We start from the raw sequence: 18268 nt of genomic DNA on the forward strand, positions 1-18268 counted from the left end.
CCGCACCGAGGTCGACACGTATAAAAAGACTATTTTGGGGGGCCTTCACGTACCCGCCCAAATTATATGAAACACCAAACGAAGCTTCTGCCTATTCAGCTCCTGATCGCAATTGTTCTACTGGTAAGCTTGCCCGTAGTGGCCCAGCAAAAAGCTGACAAAATCGATGCTTTGATCAAACAATACGTAGCCAATCGCCAGTTCAACGGAACGGTATTGGTGGCTGAACAGGGTAAGGTAATTTTCAAAAAAGGCTACGGAATGGCCAACATGGAGTGGAATATTCCGAATACGCCCGATACCAAATTCCGGCTTGGTTCCATCACCAAGCAGTTTACGTCGATGCTGATCATGCAACTGGTCGAAAAAGGAAAGATCAAGCTCGACGGGAAAGTGACCGATTATGTACCCGAATACCCGAAAGCAACGGGTGATAAAGTGACAATTCACCATTTGTTGACCCATACATCCGGTATCCCGAGTTATACGGGGTTTCCTGGGTTTTTTGAGAAGATGAGCCGTGACCCGTATACGCCCGATGCCTTTGTGAAGAAGTTCTCCGATATGCCACTCGAATTTGAGCCGGGTTCAACGTTTTCGTACGATAACTCAGGCTACTTCCTGCTGGGCGTTATCATCGAGAAAGTGACGGGGAAATCCTATGCTGATGTGTTGCAGGAAAACATACTGAAACCCCTGCAACTGCTGAACACGGGCTATGACCTGGCCGACCCAATTATTCCGAAACGGGCATCGGGCTACGAAAAACGGGGAGGTAGTTATGTGAATGCCCCGTACCTGGACATGACGATTCCCTACGCGGCTGGGTCGATGTATTCTACTGTAGACGATTTGTACCGCTGGGATCAGGCCCTGTATACCGAAAAACTGCTGTCGGCCAAGTCGAAAACGGTCATGTTTACGCCATTCCTGAGCCATTACGCCTATGGATGGGGAGTGAGTAAAGCAAAAATTGGCTCGCTGAAAGACAGTCTGCTCCTGCTCGAACACACGGGAGGAATCAATGGCTTCAACACCATCATTAGTCGGATACCTAAAGATAAACAGCTGGTGGTACTGCTGAACAATACAGGTGGTGCACCGCTGGGAAGTATTCGGAAAAATATCCTGAACATTCTCTACGATCAGCCTGTTGAAGCCCCTAAAAAACCGATTGCCGACGCATTACGTCAACCCGCTTTGACTGATCCGCTCGATAAGTTGCGAGCTACATTTATGGCCCTGAAGGCCGATAAAGCCTATAGCCTGAGCGAAAACGAACTAAACGGTCTGGGGTACGAACTACTGGGTGATGGCAAGGTACAGCAAGCCATTAACGTGTTTACGCTTAACGTAGAGTCGTTTCCGCAATCGTTCAATGTGTATGACAGTCGGGGCGAAGCCTATATGAAACTGGGTGATAAAGCGGCTGCCATTCGGGATTACAAAAAATCGCTGGAGCTTAACCCCCGCAACACGGGCGGTATCGACAAACTGAAGGAGTTAGGCGAAATCGTAGACGCTCCCAAAGACGCAACTGTGGACGAAGCCACGCTGGAATCGTATGTAGGAACGTATCAACTAGCTCCGACCTTTGCTATAGTCATCACACGCGAGGGAAACAAGTTGTTTGGCCAGGCAACCGGGCAGCAGCGATTTGAACTTTTCCCCGAATCCCAGACCAAATTTTACCTGAAAGTCGTGGAGGCCAAGGTGTCGTTTGTTCGGAACGAAAAGGGCGAAATCGATCAACTGATTCTTCATCAGAATGGCCGTGATATGCCGGGGAAACGAGTGGCTAAAAACTAAAATGCATATTGTTGACGCTCAGAAAACGGAGTTTTTGAGGTAAGGCTTAATCAATCATAACGATCATAAAAATCTGGGTTCTATTACGGTCTCATAATTGGATTCACTGACCAATAAATTTGAACATTCGTAGGCTGAGGAACGATTTTGTACTTTTTCTATTTGCCTGATAGTATACTGTTCGCTGTGCGGGTAGTTGTGTGAGTTTTTTTAAGATGACATACTCACGAGCTGTTAGAAAATAGAACGCTGCAAAATGAAAAAAAGCTTATTGCCTCTCTCCATCGGAGGCTTCGGAATCGGTATGACTGAGTTCGTAATGATGGGGATTCTGCCTGATATTGCCACTTCGTTACATATTTCGATCCCTACGGCGGGTCACCTGATTTCGGCCTACGCGCTGGGTGTGGTGCTGGGGGCTCCCTTGCTGGTCGGTATTGCCGGAAACTACCCGCCCAAAAAGATTCTGCTGGGCCTTATGGCGCTGTTTACGTTCTGTAATGCGCTTTCGTCCTTTGCCCCGAACTACCAAACCATGATGATTACGCGGCTGCTGTCGGGCCTACCCCACGGTGCTTTCTTTGGCGTTGGAGCCGTAGTAGCCAGTCGGTTGGCGGGGCGTGGTAAAGAAGCGCAGGCCATTTCGATGATGTTTGCCGGACTTACTGTCGCGAATATCATTGGGGTTCCGCTCGGAACGTACATTGGGCATACCCTGAGCTGGCGAATTACGTTTCTGATCATTGCCGGTGTTGGGCTGGTTACGATGGCCAGCATCTATAAATTGCTTCCGGCTATGCCGGTAGTGGGCGAATCGAACCTACGGAAAGACCTGAAATTATTCACTTACGTAGAACCCTGGCTGATTCTGGGTATTACGGCTATCGGTACGGGTGGGCTGTTTGCCTGGTTCAGCTACATTGCTCCCTTGCTGACCGAAGTTGCGGGTTTTGAAAGCAGCCAGATCACCTGGATTCTGGTGCTGGCGGGGCTGGGTATGGCTGTCGGAAACCTGATTGCAGGACGCACCGCCGATTTAATTTCGCCCAGTAAAGCCACGGCATTGTTTCTGCTGCTGATGGTGCTTTCACTGACGATTGTCTATTTTGTGGCTCCTTTCAAAGTTCCGTTACTGATTATGACGTTTGTGACGGGCGCTATTGCCTTTTCGCTGGGGGCGCCAATTCAGATTCTGATGATTCGGGCGTCCAATGGGTCCGAAATGCTGGCTTCGTCGGTAAGTCAGGCTGGCTTCAACATGGGTAATGCACTGGGGGCGTATCTGGGTGGGTTGCCCATTGCGGCCGGAATGGGCTATACCTCACCCATGTGGGTTGGCGCCATGCTTGCACTGACGGGCTTTGGCATGGCCATGATGGTCTATTTTCGCCATAAAAACGCAGATGAATATGCGCTGGCAGCCGGCCATTAGGGCTTACCGTTTGAGCAATAGTTTGCACACAACATCAACGGATTCCGTACATTGAGACGGAATCCGTTTTTTGTCTAACCCCTTTTTCACCTTTACATGGACTTTCTGTTAGTGCTGTTTATTCTGGCGATTATCGTCCTTTATCTTTCGGTAGTGATTGTCCGCCAGGGTACGGTGGCTGTTGTTACGGTTTTTGGGAAGTACACCCGTGTTATGACGCCGGGTCTGAATTTCAAAATCCCGTTTATCGAATTTATCTACCGCCGTATTTCCATTCAGAACCGATCCGTCGAACTGGCGTTCCAGGCCATCACCTCCGATCAGGCCAATGTCAATTTCAAAGCCATGCTGGTCTATTCGGTACTGAATCAGGCCGAAGAAACCATCAAGAACGTAGCGTTTAAGTTTATCGATGAAGCCTCGTTTATGCAGGCATTGATTCGGACTATCGAAGGATCGATCCGCAGTTTTGTGGCGACCAAACGGCAGTCGGAAATTCTGGGGCTACGTTCCGAAATCATCGAACACGTAAAAGCCCAACTCGACACCCTGCTCGAAAGCTGGGGGTATCACCTGATCGATCTGCAACTAAACGACATCGCGTTTGATGAAGTTATCATGCGCTCGATGGCGCAGGTGGTAGCCTCGTCGAACCTCAAAGCCGCTGCCGAAAACGAAGGACAGGCTTTATTGATTACCAAGACCAAAGCCGCTCAGGCCGAAGGAAACGCCATTCAAATTTCGGCCGAAGCTGAAAAAACAGCTTCACAACTGCGTGGGCAGGGGGTGGCTCTATTCCGTGAAGAAGTGGCCAAAGGGATGGCCGAATCAGCGCGGGTAATGAACGAAGCTAAACTGGATGCGTCGCTGATTCTGTTCTCGATCTGGACGGAAGCGATCAAGCATTTTGCCGAAAATGGAAAAGGTAATGTCATTTTCCTGGATGGATCGACCGACGGTATGGAAAAAACCATGCAGCAACTCATGGCCATTCAAAAGCTAAACGGCGATGATACCAACGGGGCCAATCTGACAGGAAAACGTTGAACATAGTTTATAGTATACGGTTTACTGTTTACTGAACTGTTCGTCTTACAAACTACTGTAAACAGTAAACCGACCATTCTATGACAAACCTGCTTTTCCCTACCGACTTTTCAACCAATACGATAGCTGCTCAGGAATGGGTGCGACTGTTTGCCCATAAAACGGGGGCTACGGTCATCTTGCTGCATGTTTATCAACCTATGGTTCCCGATACCACCTTTCCAACGGTTGGCGGTATTAGTGATCCGGGGCTGGGCGCTGTGGCTGCCGTGGAACTGGAAGATTTAAGCCGACAGCGACTGAATGAACTGGCCAATACATTACGGGCTGACGGGTTGTCGGTTGAGGCAGACTGGCGAATTGGGTTGGTGGACGACAGTATTCTGGAAGCCGCTCGTGAGCACTCGGCCGATTTAATCGTGATGGGCCGAAGTGATTTAAGCACCTTCTTCGACCGGCTGGCTGGAAGTGCCGTTTCCGATGTGGCCAGCGAAGCCCGATGCCCCGTATTGATCGTGCCAACTACGGACCAGGGTGAGGCTATTCGGCCCGTGCAGGTGCGTACGATCGTATACGCCATGCAACCACAAACAACGCGGGCACGGGTAGAAGACCAGACCGAATCGCTGGTAGATGCCTTTGGAGCTGAGTTGCTGATTGTAACTGACGATAAGCTCGATACCGTTCATGCCGATCTGTTTGTTATTCAGTTATACCAGCAAGGCGGTTTTCTGGATAAGCTGTTGCATCCCAATCCTGTTGCGTCGCTGATCGAGAAGTCGGACGTTCCTGTGCTGGTTTACCATCAGCCCGAATAGAGTAGGGAGTGGCTGAGAGTGTAAGATGACTACTTCGCCTTGGTAATCCATATGGCATTGTGCCTGCTTATGCCTTTTAGTAAATATAAAGTATCTATTTCTGGAATCGGGGGTCTAACAGATGAATGCTAGCGCAAAAGATAATTCTGGTTGTTTGATCTGATAAAGAGTATTAAACATCTACATGCCGATGCGCTGCTGATTGCCTTACATAGTAACCTGATCCACGCATGTCATCGAATCAACCTCTACCGCTTGTTACTATTTGCGACAATAGGTTTGTCCTCTTAGTAGCCGCGTTACTCAAATCGATTGAAATCAACCTGTCAGCACCTGCTCAATTTGATCTTTATCTGGTCAATGATGGTATCGATTCGGCAAACCGGGAGAAACTGCTACAGTCTATAAATCCAGCGGTTTTTAACGTACATTGGTTAACCATCGATGAAGCCGTGCCAGCCGGTATGGCTTTGCCCATCGACCAGTCTACGTTTCCTCTAAATGTCTATGTTCGGCTGTTTATCCCGTTTTTTATTCCGCAGCACCTAACCAGAGTTGTGTATCTGGATGTAGATATGATTGCTCACCAGGACATTACCGCCTTATGGACAATCGATCTGGGGGATAAACTGCTGGGGGCTGTACGCGATCGGGCCGAATTGATTAGTAGCTCATGGGGAGGCTACCAAAATTATCGTGAACTGGGTTTACATCCGCAAACTCCCATTTTTAATTCGGGATTGTTGGTGATTGATCCCATTCGCTGGCGAAAGCAGCACATCACTGAGCGGGTACTGACATGCCTCGCGCAGAATGCCAAATATGCGGTATTTGCTGATCAGTATGGGTTGAATGTTGTTCTGGCGAATCAGTGGTTCGAACTCGATAGGCGTTGGAACGCCTACGCACAAAGCGATGAAGCCGATCCGTATGTGATTCATTTTACAGGAACAAAGCCTATTTATCGCACTTACACGTTTAATAAAGCCTATCAGGAGGAGTTCTTTTCATATTTGAACCAGACCGCCTGGCGAGGCTATACACCCGTTAGCGGTTGGCATCATGTGCTGCTCAAGCAAAGCCGCAAAGTGGGCAAACGATTCTATCATCTGATCGATCGACTGAACCCATTTAAGAGCGCCAAAGAAAGACAGAACCAGCAAGTGGTTCGTATGAATTACCTCGGCAAACGGAATGATCCTGTAGCGGCCTGCTGATTGGGAGGTGTGATTGAGTTCGTCCTGTTCGTTTTCTCCGAAGGCTGTAGGCACATTCTTCCGAAAAAATTGCCAGACGTGGATCAATATCGCCTGGGTAAACGGACGGATAGTCATTGGGATGATTTATGGGTTTACGGCGCGACAGGTTGGCTGGTGATGAACCGGGAAATTACAGGAATTGGCAATGAAGCAAAGCTGATTGGCCTTTTGATGAAGCGCATTGGCTTTCTCAACCATCGACGCATCGGCCACCACGACCGACGGATACAATGTAACCTCCGTAAAATGGCCTCCTCCATCGGCGGTTTCGACCATCGTACCTTTAGCCGTATCGGTATAGTCGACTACCACAACGCCTGCATCCGTACATACATGCAGATACCAGAGCATATGGCAGGTAGATAGGGAAGCCACTAATAATTCTTCCGGGTTATAGCGGGTTTTATCGCCCCGAAAAGCCGGGTCCGATGAACCGGGAATGTCGGGCTTGTTGGCTGCCGAGATCACATGCGATCGTTCGTATCCCCGATAACCACTGGTGCCCTCGCCGGTGTTTCCCGTCCAGGTAGTCTTGATTTCGTATTGATGTTGTTTCGCCATAACAATGGTCATTCAGTGGTTGTTAGGTTGTTTTTTGGTAGTCATTCAGTATGATTCGGTTAACCATTAGTGACAATTGAATGGCCATCAATAACCCCTGTACGACGATCAAATGACTAGTTATTTTTTTCGCCACCAATAGGGCCATAAAATAATACCCAGGTGGCAAAATCATCGGTAAAATTCTCGAATCGGTGTTCTACCCCCGCCGGAACGAAAAGCAGGTCGCCCGATTTTACAGACATTTTACGACCTGCATAATCGAATGTACCGTTACCCGAGGTGATCACATACACCTCATCGCGCTCATGAGGTTGCTGCTTGTCGATCCGATCAGGCTTGTAGTATTCAACCACCAAGCTACCATGCCGGAATAATTCGACAAATTCGGTAGAAACCGTTTTGAGTTGACGAACGCCATCTTCGGGCGAAAACAAGATGTTGGTTAGTTGAGTCATACACGATTCTGATTTGCTGAGATAACTCATTTCCCTTTATCAATAGCCATCCGAACGGCAAGGCTAGTCAAAATACTGGCCATCAGCCATTTCTGGAGCTTAATATAAGACGGACGAGCTTGAAACCAACGGGCCATCCGAGCTGCCGACAAGACAATTAGTAGATTGACGGTCGCGCTGATGAGCAGTTGGGTAATGCCTAACTGAACATTCTGCGTCCATAACGAGCCATACTCAGGGCGGGTGAATTGCGGAAAGAAGGATACATAAAATACCGCCACTTTTGGATTGAGCACATTGGTCAGAAACCCCATTCGGAAAAGCTTTCCTGTGGAATCGTGGGAGGAAGTGCCAACGACGTTTTTGACCTCAAATGGAGAAACGCTTCCCGGTTTAATAGCTTCCCAGGCCAGATACAAAAGATAGCCAACACCCAGCCATCGCAGAAGCTCATAAACAATAGGAATCGCCATAAAAATGGCGGTAAGGCCTGCCGAAACCAGCAGAATATGCACCCAGAATCCTGTTAATACACCAGCCAATGACACAATGCCCGCCCGTCGGCCCTGGGTGATGGAGCGGGAGATCAGGTAAATCATGTTCGGGCCGGGTGTTAAGACAAGCCCCAGAGCCGCTAAACTAAATAGCAGTAATTCGTTGATGGGTAGCATAAGAAGTGTCTGGGCCAAGCCGGAACCTGGCCCGGATAAGTATTACACAAGATAATCGGGTAATGGCAGGAGTGCATCACCCTCTTTAGGGATGGGGGTCTGACGAACGATTTTCAGGGGTACAACACCTGCCCAGGTAGGTAATTGCTCATCTTCAGGATCATCGTTGGGGCCACCCGTTCGAAGTTTAGCCGATGCCTCATTCAGCGCGAACGACAGCACGGTGGTTTTACGCATTTCGCTATCGGTAGTCGGGCGGAGGTCTTCCCAGCGACCCGGAATCAGGTGGTCGGTGATGAGTGCCAGGGCTTCCATCCGTTCGGCTTCGTCGGTCACTTTTTCGGCATTGGCAAAAATGACAACCGAGCGGTAATTGACCGAGTGATGAAAGGCCGACTTGGCCAGTACCAGCCCATCGGCCAGCATCACCGTTATGCAAACGGGCGCTCCCCGTTCGATGCTTCGGATAAAATGACTACCTACCGATCCGTGAATGTAAAGTTTATCATCTTTCCGCGCAAAAGCGGTAGGGATCGCCATCGGTTGTCCATCAATGGCGTAACTGACTGTGCAAAACAGAGCTTCGTCCAGAATCGGATGAATGGTGGCTTCATCATACTGAGCGCGTTTTGCTAGGCGGCTGGGTGTTGTGCGGTTAGTTTGCATATAAGTAAAGCGGCCGGGCTGGGGTTCCAGCCTCTTGTCCGCATGGTTAAAAACAGAGCCGACGAGGGACTGGAACGTCAGCTATCTACATTACTTTTTCGAAACAAATGTCGTTCTTTACCGGACTATTGATCTCGTCCAGTTTTTAGAATCGTACTAGTCCGGTTATGCTGCCGTTCAAATCCCTTGTTCAAATCGATAAAGCCTCGACAACGCCGGTGTTTGTGCAACTGAGTAATCAACTGGGGCAACTCATACGGGCGGGTACACTGGCACCGGGGCAACGACTACCGGGTACGCGCCAACTGGCTGACTGGCTCCAGTTGAATCGCCAGACCATTGTAGCGGCCTACGAGGAAGGAATGGCGCAGGGATGGCTCGAAAGTCGGTCGGGGAGTGGCACGTATGTAGCGACGCATTTTACCGACCTAAAGCCACTACCGCTGCTGCCTAATCAGCCCGTAGCTGTTGCCGATTCATCGCTCGATAGACCCGGATACTCATTCGAAACAAACCTACTGCTAGTTCGGCCTTTGTTAACCTATTCGGCAGGGCTTCATCTGGACGATGGTTTTCCCGATATTCGGCTGGCACCGATGGAAGAATTAGGTCGCGCTTACCGTTCGTATTTTCGATGGGGCAATCCGCAGCAACACTTTGGCTATGCCGATACCAAAGGGCATCCACTTTTGCGGGAACAACTGTCGAACTACCTGAACGAAACTCGTGGGCTGCGTACCAAACCAGATAACATCCTGATTACGCGGGGGAGCATCATGGGCCTGCACCTGACCTGTCAGACGCTTCTGCAGGCTGGTGATGTGGTCGTAACGGGCGAAACGACCTGGTTCGGGGCCACCATAAACATTCGCAAAACGGGGGGGGCGATCCAAACCGTTCCCGTCGATCAGCATGGTATGGATGTAGATGCACTGGCCGATCTCTGTCAGAAACAGCAAAGCGTCGCCCGGCCCATCCGGATGGTCTTTGTGACTCCCCATCATCATTACCCGACAACCGTAACCTTACGCGCTGATCGACGGGTGAGGTTGCTGCAACTGGCTGAACAGTATGGGTTTGCGATTCTGGAAGATGATTACGACTATGATTTTCATTACCTCAGTCGACCGATATTGCCGCTGGCCAGTGCCGATCAGCGGGGCATGGTCGTTTATGTGGGATCGTTGACCAAATCGGTGGCGCCCGCTTTTCGCATCGGGTACGTCGTAGCACCAACAGCCTTGATCGATGCGCTGGCTCAACTCCGACGCATCATTGACCGACAGGGCGACCCCATGCTCGAATTTGCCATCGGACAGTTGTTTAAAACGGGTGATCTGAAACGCCATTTCCGGAAATCGCTCCGGGCCTACCATACCCGACGAGACCATTTTTGTGATTTGCTCTCAACCGAACTGAAGGATGTAGTTCAGTTTACGAAACCCGATGGTGGAATGGCCGTCTGGACAACTTTCGATTCATCCATCGATATGGATGCGCTGGCCCTTCGGGCGAGTCGGCAGGGGCTATCGATGGCTAGTGGGACCTTCCATAATCCGCCGGGTCAACAGCTCAACGGCACACGGTTAGGCTTTGCGTCGAGTACCGACGATGAACTGGAACAAAGTGTAGCCGTTCTGAAGAAAGTGCTTGAGTAGGGGCGAGGTATACCCTGGAATTTACTGGCCATTCACTAATCTTTCGAAACGCTTTTCAGAGGAAAGCGAGCTGAGTTTTCGGCTACGTGAGTATATTACGACTTAACCTTCTTCCATTAGAATCCGTGATCATTTATCAGGCTAAAGATTGGGCAGGCGCCCTACGGCATTTCCATACGAGTTATAGCATTCAGGTCTTGTTACGGCGGGTGGGCTTTGTCAGTGTTTACGGAGTTTTGCTCACGCTGGTCGATCAGCACGTTATAGATGTTCACTTACCCTTCGACGGTACCCTGTTTTCCCTATTGGGCATCACCCTCAGCTTACTGCTGGTTTTTCGTACCAATACCGCCTATGATCGGTTCTGGGAGGGTCGTCGGCAATGGGGAGCCCTGGTCAATTATAGCCGAAACCTGGCCGTTTTGCTCGATTCGCTGCTGCCCGACGAGGCTACCGCCAACCGTACCTATTTCGCCCGTTCCCTGTCCAACTTTGCGCTGGCACTGAAAGGCCATTTACGGGCTGGTGTAGATTTTGCCGAACTGGATGATACGGACAATGGCAATGAAGGTCAATCATTATCTCAATATACTCACGTTCCGAGTCGGATTGCTGCGTTGATCCTTCGCCGGACCCAGGCATTGCGTCAGGACAATCTTGTGAACGATGCCGACCTGATCACGATTCGGCTCTATCATCAGGCATTGCTCGACATAACCGGGGCCTGCGAACGCATCAAAAAAACACCGATTCCGTTCTCATATAGCTTTTTTATTAAGCTATTCATTACGGTCTATGTGTTGCTGATTCCGTTCGTTCTGGTAAAATCGTATGGGTATTTTGCCATACCGGCCACTACCCTGGCTGCCTATGCATTGATCGGGATTGAGATGATTGGCGACGAAATCGAAGAACCATTCGGTCTGGATTGCAACGACCTTCCCCTTAACCAGATCGCCCAGACCATTCGCCGAAATATGCATGAGATTTTGGGCGTACCCCCTCTGACCAGCGAAGCCCCCAAACAGGAAGTCGACTTCATAAAAGTCAATTAATAGGGGTTGCTGCCCCTGTCCGCTTCGGGACGAAACCTGTCCGCTTACGGACAGGCTCAACCTGAGCATGATGGCGTAAAAGGCTTTTTTAGCCAGTATAAGACTGTTTTTATTTCTGGCAATTGATTTGTACGATAAAATATAGACTAATGATTTAGTACTATGCGTCGATCACCACCGCGCTGGGTTGAGCAGCTACTGATCTGGCTACATCCATCCGAAACCCTGGAAGAAGTACAGGGCGATCTGGACGAACTCTACACCTACTGGTATCAGCGGGCGGGTGAGCCACAGGCTAGTTTGCGATACGTGCTGAATGTAATTTCGGCTGTTCCTCCCTTCGTTCGGTGCCGACGTTCACAGTCAAGTGAATACCCACAACCCTCATCACTCCATCCGTCTATGGTATCGAATTATCTCAAAATTGCGCTGCGTACACTCTGGCGAAGTAAAGGTCATGTCGCCATCAACGTGGTTGGGCTGGCGGTAGCCTTCTGTATCTGTACGTTTTTGTTCCTGACGAGCTATTTGCAACTCACCTTCGATTCGTTTCACGAGGATGGCGACCAGCTTTTTCAAACCTATTTTTTCTCGAACGACCCTGAAAAACCCAGCAAATCGGGCACCATGCCCCTGGCGTTACTGCCCGCGTTAAAAGCTGATTTCCCCGAACTGGAAGCCGGAGCCCAGGTGGTTCAGGGCCGGAAAAGTCTGGTCGAATACAAAGGCAATTACTACGACAAGCTGATTACGCTGACCGATCCGGATTTTCTGACGATGTTTTCATTTCCGATGATCAAAGGAAGCCGTACCAGCGCCTTGCACGATCTGAGCAGTATCGTGATTAGCGAAGACATGGCCAAGGCGGTATTTGGAACCGACGACCCGATGGGAAAAACGCTATTGGTGGGCAGCAATGGCGATCAGAAGCAGTACATCGTAAGTGGTGTGCTGGCAACGCCACCCTACAACTCGTCGATTCAGTTCGATGCACTGGTCCGTGTCGAAAATATGCCGAATTATCAGGCACGAAAACAGAGTTGGTACGACAATTCACATCGGGTATTTCTCAAATTACCGGCTCAGGTTAGTCAGGCCACATTTGAAGCACGACTGAAACCTTTCGCCCAGAAATACATGGCTCAAAGTCTGGACAACCTGAAAAAGAAAGGCGCCAAGCCCGACAACCGGGGGGATCTATTCGCTATACGCTTGCAGAAACTAGCCAATGTACATTTTGACCGGGAGATTGATGGCAGAGGGGCACCCGTCGCCATGATTTATGTGTTGCTGGGCATTGCTTTTTTTATTCTCCTGATTGCCTGCATCAACTTTATCAATCTGAGCATTGCCCGGTCGTTTATGCGGGCGCGGGAAGTAGGGGTTCGTAAATCGCTGGGGGCGCTGAAAACGCAGCTTTTTGTCCAGATATGGAGCGAGTCGACCCTGATTTGCCTGGCTGGTTTCAGCATTGGATTATTGCTGGCCTACCTGCTTCTGCCCGTGTTCAATGCTTCTTTTCAAACCCGATTGGCATTACACCATCTGGTTCAGCCTGGTTTTATAGGGCTTATTGTAGGGATATTTGCGCTGGTTACCCTATTGGCGGGCGGGTATCCGGCCTGGCAGATGGCGGCCTTTAAGCCAGTCGAAGTCCTGAAAGGGAAAATCTCGCTCAAACGACCGGGCTTTCTGCGCAATTCGCTGATCGTGACCCAGTTCTCACTGTCGAGTTTGCTGGCCTGTGCCACCATCATTGCCCTGCAGCAGGTCGATTTTCTGCGTGAGCAGCCGCTAGGTTTTCAGAAAGAGCAGGTCATCAGTATTCCGGTGGGCAATCAGGTGAACGGGAGGCAGGTACTGCAACGGATGCGAAATGTACTGGCGTCGGACCCTACGGTGCTGGCCATAACGGGCACTGACATCAATCTGGGTCGGGGAAAAGACCGGGTGAGTTCGCGAAGCAGCGTTGGGTTTACCTTCAAAGGCCGGGAAATAAGCTCCGACCTGCTGCTCGTCGATTATGACTACTTCAAAACATTGAATATGAAGCTGCTGGCTGGGCGGGATTTTAATCCAGCCTATGCTGCCGATTCAGTAAACCGGGTCGTTGTTACGGCCAGTATGGCGAAGCTGCTGGGCGAAAAAAATCCCGTTGGCTCGTTCTACCACGATGATGCCGATACATCGGGAGCCCAAACTCAGATTATTGGTGTGGTTCCTGATTTTCATCTCTACTCGCTGGCCGATCAGAACAGACCGATCACCATACACATTGCTCATGCTGAACCAATTCGGTACATTTTTGTACGGGTATCGCCCCAAAGTCTGGCCAGTTCGATGGACCGGATGAAGCAGGTCTGGAAAGAAATAGCCCCCCAGTCGGAGTTTATGGGTTCGTTTCTGGATGAGAACGTCGATGCCTGGTACCAAAGTGAGGAGATGCTGTCGCGGGTGTTTAGTCTGGCGTCGGGGGTCGCTATTCTGCTGTCGTGTATTGGGTTGTTTGCGATAGCGTTAATCGTCATTGAGCAGCGCACCAAAGAAATTGGTATCCGTAAGGTGATGGGGGCCAGCATTCCGGGCATTATCGTTGTGCTGTCGCGCGATTTTGTCAAACTGGTTCTGATCGCACTTGCCATTGCGATTCCATTGGCCTGGTTTGGCATGGACAAATGGCTTTCGAGCTATGCTTATCGAATCAACATAAGCCCCTGGGTTTTTGTGTTGGTGGGCGTGTCGGCTGTGCTGATTGCCATCGCAACGATTAGTTTCCATAGCATCAAAGCCGCGCTGGTAAATCCGGTGAAGAGTTTGCGAAGTGAGTAAAGACGATGCAGGCTGGCCGAAACTCGATGCACACGATCCTGTTTCGGCCAGCCTGCATCAACTGCCATAGGCTGTAGGGGCATCCCTAGCTGTAAAACACTACTGACGGCCGCCAGACACGGATCAATGAAAGCTGGCCGTGAAGGCCATTTTGATGGCGTCGTCGGTTTTCATGCCTAAGAGCGAGGGTTGTTCAATGTTGAAATCCGTCATGTTGATCTCAAATTTGCCCGTTATCATCAGCTCGGAATGCTCGTTTTTCCAGGTGCCGGTCAACGTAATCGGTCGGGTTACCCCATGAAATGTCAGTTTGCCGGGAGCGGTGAGGCTACCGTCGGGTTTTATCTGCACCGATTGACTGACGTACGTCACGTTGGGGTAGCGGATACCGTCGAGAACTTCGATGGCGTGGGAGTCCCGGTTGCTGTCTTTGCTATCGAACGAAGCTACTTTGATCGCAATGGCGACGCTGTTGATCTGCTTACTGAGTTCATCGTACAGGATTACCCCGTTGATGTCGTGGCTTACCCCATCCCAGGTATGGAGCGGGTGGTGCATGGTATAGGTAACGACTGATGCTTTTTTGTCGGCCATCAGCTTCCGGGTGTCGGTCGTGGCCGCCACCAGTAGGTTGACCAGCATGAAAGCGGCCAGCCAGGCAAACATTGGATGCTCATTCATGAGATTGTTAGAATTTTATGGCGATGATGGAGGTTGCAAACGCGCCAAACGTGGTATAGGCCACGGCCCGGTGATACGGTTTTAAGGATGGGTCGTGATTGATCATCCCGGCCAGCACATTGGTAGCGACCATCCCGGTCAGATGTACGAGTGCCAGATACTTATGAAGCTTGAGCCCGCTGAAGCCTTTTCGATTCGACAGCATTTTCGGCGGAGCTGTCAGCGATAGCAGGGCGGTGGCTCCATACGATACATTAATCAGGGTAGCGGCTGTTTCGTGGGCCTCGCGCAGCCGCCGATACGAATCACCCTGGGCATTGTACAGTTTAGCGCCTAGTATACCCTGAACCACAAATCCTGCCAATGTAACAAAGCCCATAACCTGGTGAGCTACCAGCATGGATCGCCGGATTTTCAACTCTTTCTCCCGGCCTTCGGGCGTAAGTGGGGCAATATTCGTCGCACGAAGCAGACCCTTCGGCCCCCAGAAAATACGCTGGGTAAGTAACATTTTATCAGGAAGCAACGGTTGGGCCGCTGCGGTATCGACCAGATCGGCCAGTAGTTTGTCGGCCGATGCCGTATCGGTCGCCATAGGAACGGGGCGCAATACCTGAGTGGTGTCCTGAGCAACGGCACGCAGCCCACAGAACAGAAGAGACAGCAACAGAAGTTTTTTCATGGGCGCTTAGTTGGTAATGCGCAGGCTCTTCCCGTCGCTGCTGAGGGTAGCTTTATACTGGGTTAACGACTGACGGGCTGGACCACCCGTAACCACACCCGAAGTATCGAAGGTAGCGCCGTGATTGGGGCAGTAAATGGAGTCGGAATTGGAGCGGTATTGAACGGTAGACCCCTCGTGGGTGCAAACTTTCGAGAGGGCAATGTAGCTGCCGTTTTTGATGTGCGCGACCAGAATGCTGCCCGTATACGCATAACCGCCAACGGTGGTTAGTCCCGCATAAGTGCCGGTGGTAAGGTCCAGGGTGATGTCGGTGGCACTAGCGGGTGCTGCCGGACTAACCTCGTTGGATTTACAGGACGAAAGCGTACCGCTACAGCAGAATGCTACAAGTGCAGCACCGCTCAGACCCAATTGTTTTAAAAACGCCAGTCGGTCGATGGCCTCTTCTTTTTTCTGAATCGTTGTCATAGAGTGAGTCGGGGACTGATGTATCCGATCTTGTGGAGCGGGACAGCCCTTTATTATCACATACGGAAGCGAGTTTGCCAACCGCTGCCTGACGCGAAAACTTTTTTTAGCAACGTTTTGGTGGCTCATCGGCGTAACGGGTACAAAACCGTAAACCACCCCACTGTGCTTTTTAAACGACGTTCGAAATCATTGGACCTGGCTTCGGTCATTCAGGGGTGCTGCCAGAACCGCCAGTCGGCGCAGCGGCAACTGTATGAAGCCTATTATGGGTTGGCTAAAAATATCTGTATGCGCTATGCATCCAGTCAGGAAGAGGCCGAGGAGATGACGGATGATGGCTTCGTGCGTATCTTCCATAAAATAGCGTATTACGACCCGGAACAGCCCTTCGAAGCCTGGTTCAGGACGGTGATGGTACATACGGCAATCGATTATTTTCGGCGTTACCAGTCCCGCATGAACATGACTGATCTGGAAGTCGGATTCGATGTGCCCTATGAAGATAGCGTTCTGGAACAGATGAGCGCCGATGAAATTATGGAACTTGTACAGCGATTGCCACCTACCTACCGGGCGGTTTTCTCGCTGTCGGTAATTGATGGGTATACGCATCCTGAAATTGCCCGGATGCTGGGCATTCAGGAAAGTACATCCCGATCCAACTTGTTAAAAGCCCGTCTGAAACTTCAGGAATGGATGGGTGCTACACGATCAACGGAATCTGTTATATGTCTGACGAACAGTTTGATAAACGACTAAAAAAACGACTGGAAACCTATCGGCCGTTGCCAGCACCACAGGGTTGGGAGCGTATTCGGGGCCGATTGCCAGTTCCCTGGTTTGTACATTGGTTTAGCCAATATGGAGGCTGGGCCTTTGGCACGTTCGCTACGCTAAGCTTAGTTAGTGTACTGTATCTGTGGTATGATCAAAAACAGGAATTAACCCAATTGCATGAACGAATCAATACGCTCGCTAAACAGACGGCCCAGATTCAATTGACTGATCGTATAGCCATGCCCGTCCGGCGGGATACGGTTTATGTCGTCAAACGGATTGTAGAACATTATGAGCGTCCTGGGCTCGCTGCATCTAATTACGCGCCGACCGAAACGCCTGACCCGACACGACCTGGTTTGCACTTGAGCGAAACGCCTGCCTGGACATCGGCGTTGAGATCAGCAGAACCGAGCCGGAAAAGGCCAACGTTGCCCAGGTTAGTTTCGGATCGAAAAAACCAGTCGATAGTAGCTGGTATGCAGTACGAATCGGGACCGGCAAAGCCAGTCGGTGAACTTTCGACGATTCCATCGGTAAGTCAACAATCGCCAGAACAGGCGAATGGGGTCGCTCAGGAACAGCTTACTTCACTGGCTTTCGTAAAGCATGATTCGGTAGTGAGCCCTTCGATTCGCGCCGATTCGGTGTTCGAACAACCTAAAAAACTGGATCGGGAAATACCAGCGGCTAAGCGGCCCACTACCCATACGACCTCGACTCAATCGGTGAAACCTACATTTTCGCTGGCTGCGTTCCGGCCACGGCTGGGACTAACAACCGGAATGGCGTCCGGGCCCTCCTGGGGCATTGGACCCTCGGCCGAATTCTTCCTTTTCCATTCGCTAAGTGTATCGACAGGCTTGCAAATCAGTCGATACGGGGCCGAGCGTAGTGACCACGATACTGATTTCAATAGGCAGACCGGACAGGACTTTGCTCAGAAATACAAAGCGTATCTGCCCGGCCAGTATGATCGGCTCGATGATATCGATATTCAAACGACGGCGTTACAACTTCCGGCCAGGTTGAATTATTATCTGCCGTTACGCAGGCAGTGGTCGTTGTTTTTTTCGTTGGGTACGCTCCTGAACCTGTCGGTATATGAATCGGTTCGCTTTGAAAGTATGTACCAGGGCGCTGAGCATCATACCGCTTTCGAGGTTCGCCAGCCATCGAGTGTGTTTCAGAATTTTGTGCTGGGTTCGGGAATTCAATACCAGCATAAGCGTTTTGTTGGTCAGCTCTCACCCGTTTGGTACTATAATTTTCGAGGGGTCAGTGATGGACGATCCCAACAGCGTGTCGGCGTCAATCTGTCGTTGTTAATGGACCTGGCTCGATGAGCACCTTACACTCCGATTCTTGCACCTCGCAGTCAAAAGGTCTAT

The 18268-nt window shown here is 50.5% G+C and carries 17 protein-coding genes; 10 read left to right on the top strand and 7 right to left on the bottom strand.

Annotated features, from left to right (window positions below):
• Positions 1 to 66 precede the first annotated feature (66 nt).
• The 5 genes from B153_RS0102675 (at position 67) to B153_RS0102695 (ending at position 6323) form a co-directional block, all read left to right on the top strand.
• The gene (locus B153_RS0102675; protein ID WP_020595120.1) at positions 67 to 1809 is read left to right on the top strand and encodes a serine hydrolase; all 1743 of its coding nucleotides are present in this window, start codon (positions 67 to 69) and stop codon (positions 1807 to 1809) included.
• A gap of 256 nt (positions 1810 to 2065) precedes the next feature.
• The gene (locus tag B153_RS0102680; protein WP_026261866.1) at positions 2066 to 3241 is read left to right on the top strand and encodes an MFS transporter; all 1176 of its coding nucleotides are present in this window, start codon (positions 2066 to 2068) and stop codon (positions 3239 to 3241) included.
• Positions 3242 to 3337: 96 nt separating this feature from the next.
• Entirely contained in the window at positions 3338 to 4288 is a 951-nt protein-coding gene (locus B153_RS0102685; protein ID WP_020595122.1) for an SPFH domain-containing protein, read from the top strand.
• Between the two features lie 80 nt (positions 4289 to 4368).
• Complete coding sequence (locus B153_RS0102690) at positions 4369 to 5106, top strand: universal stress protein (RefSeq protein ID WP_020595123.1); 738 nt, start codon at positions 4369 to 4371, stop codon at positions 5104 to 5106.
• A gap of 230 nt (positions 5107 to 5336) precedes the next feature.
• Positions 5337 to 6323 carry a glycosyltransferase family 8 protein gene (locus B153_RS0102695; RefSeq protein ID WP_020595124.1) on the top strand — a complete coding sequence of 329 codons (987 nt, stop codon included), beginning with the start codon at positions 5337 to 5339 and terminating at the stop codon, positions 6321 to 6323.
• A 126-nt stretch (positions 6324 to 6449) separates the two neighbouring features.
• Here B153_RS0102695 and B153_RS0102700 read toward each other — a convergent pair whose 3' ends face one another.
• The 4 genes from B153_RS0102700 to B153_RS0102715 form a co-directional block, all read right to left on the bottom strand.
• A complete protein-coding gene (locus tag B153_RS0102700) occupies positions 6450 to 6938 on the bottom strand; it encodes an OsmC family protein (RefSeq protein WP_020595125.1) in 489 nt (162 codons plus the stop codon).
• 104 nt (positions 6939 to 7042) lie between these two features.
• A complete protein-coding gene (locus B153_RS0102705; protein ID WP_020595126.1) occupies positions 7043 to 7384 on the bottom strand; it encodes a cupin domain-containing protein in 342 nt (113 codons plus the stop codon).
• 26 nt (positions 7385 to 7410) lie between these two features.
• Positions 7411 to 8055, bottom strand: coding sequence for a LysE family translocator (locus B153_RS0102710; RefSeq protein WP_020595127.1), 645 nt, complete (start codon positions 8053 to 8055; stop codon positions 7411 to 7413).
• Between the two features lie 42 nt (positions 8056 to 8097).
• The gene (locus tag B153_RS0102715; protein ID WP_020595128.1) at positions 8098 to 8721 is read right to left on the bottom strand and encodes a pyridoxamine 5'-phosphate oxidase family protein; all 624 of its coding nucleotides are present in this window, start codon (positions 8719 to 8721) and stop codon (positions 8098 to 8100) included.
• A gap of 167 nt (positions 8722 to 8888) precedes the next feature.
• Here B153_RS0102715 and B153_RS0102720 point away from each other — a divergent pair, with 167 nt between their 5' ends.
• The 3 genes from B153_RS0102720 to B153_RS0102730 all read left to right on the top strand — a co-directional run bounded on the left by B153_RS0102720 (position 8889) and on the right by B153_RS0102730 (position 14263).
• Entirely contained in the window at positions 8889 to 10379 is a 1491-nt protein-coding gene (locus B153_RS0102720) for an aminotransferase-like domain-containing protein (RefSeq protein WP_020595129.1), read from the top strand.
• A 125-nt stretch (positions 10380 to 10504) separates the two neighbouring features.
• Positions 10505 to 11434 (top strand): bestrophin family protein, encoded by a 930-nt coding sequence (locus B153_RS0102725; RefSeq protein WP_020595130.1) that lies wholly within the window; start codon positions 10505 to 10507, stop codon positions 11432 to 11434.
• Positions 11435 to 11596: 162 nt separating this feature from the next.
• On the top strand, positions 11597 to 14263 hold the full coding sequence (locus B153_RS0102730) for an ABC transporter permease (protein WP_020595131.1): 2667 nt from the start codon (positions 11597 to 11599) through the stop codon (positions 14261 to 14263).
• A 123-nt stretch (positions 14264 to 14386) separates the two neighbouring features.
• Here the strand turns inward: B153_RS0102730 and B153_RS0102735 are convergent, their stop codons facing one another.
• Genes B153_RS0102735 through B153_RS0102745 form a run of 3 tightly spaced genes read right to left on the bottom strand, consistent with a single transcriptional unit; the run spans position 14387 to position 16097 of the window.
• Positions 14387 to 14944 (bottom strand): YceI family protein, encoded by a 558-nt coding sequence (locus B153_RS0102735; protein WP_157634547.1) that lies wholly within the window; start codon positions 14942 to 14944, stop codon positions 14387 to 14389.
• A 7-nt stretch (positions 14945 to 14951) separates the two neighbouring features.
• On the bottom strand, positions 14952 to 15626 hold the full coding sequence (locus tag B153_RS0102740; protein WP_020595133.1) for a hypothetical protein: 675 nt from the start codon (positions 15624 to 15626) through the stop codon (positions 14952 to 14954).
• 6 nt (positions 15627 to 15632) lie between these two features.
• Positions 15633 to 16097: a QcrA and Rieske domain-containing protein gene (locus tag B153_RS0102745; protein ID WP_020595134.1), complete on the bottom strand. Its 465-nt coding sequence runs from the start codon at positions 16095 to 16097 to the stop codon at positions 15633 to 15635.
• Positions 16098 to 16262: 165 nt separating this feature from the next.
• Here B153_RS0102745 and B153_RS0102750 point away from each other — a divergent pair, with 165 nt between their 5' ends.
• Together B153_RS0102750 and B153_RS0102755 are read left to right on the top strand one after the other, a co-directional pair.
• The gene (locus B153_RS0102750; RefSeq protein WP_040760720.1) at positions 16263 to 16859 is read left to right on the top strand and encodes an RNA polymerase sigma factor; all 597 of its coding nucleotides are present in this window, start codon (positions 16263 to 16265) and stop codon (positions 16857 to 16859) included.
• Complete coding sequence (locus B153_RS0102755) at positions 16829 to 18223, top strand: hypothetical protein (protein WP_020595136.1); 1395 nt, start codon at positions 16829 to 16831, stop codon at positions 18221 to 18223. Before B153_RS0102750 ends, B153_RS0102755 begins: the two co-directional genes overlap by 31 nt.
• Positions 18224 to 18268 lie beyond the last annotated feature (45 nt).

The organism is Spirosoma panaciterrae DSM 21099 (assembly GCF_000374025.1).
In the GTDB taxonomy this organism is placed as follows: Bacteria; Bacteroidota; Bacteroidia; order Cytophagales; family Spirosomataceae; genus Spirosoma; species Spirosoma panaciterrae.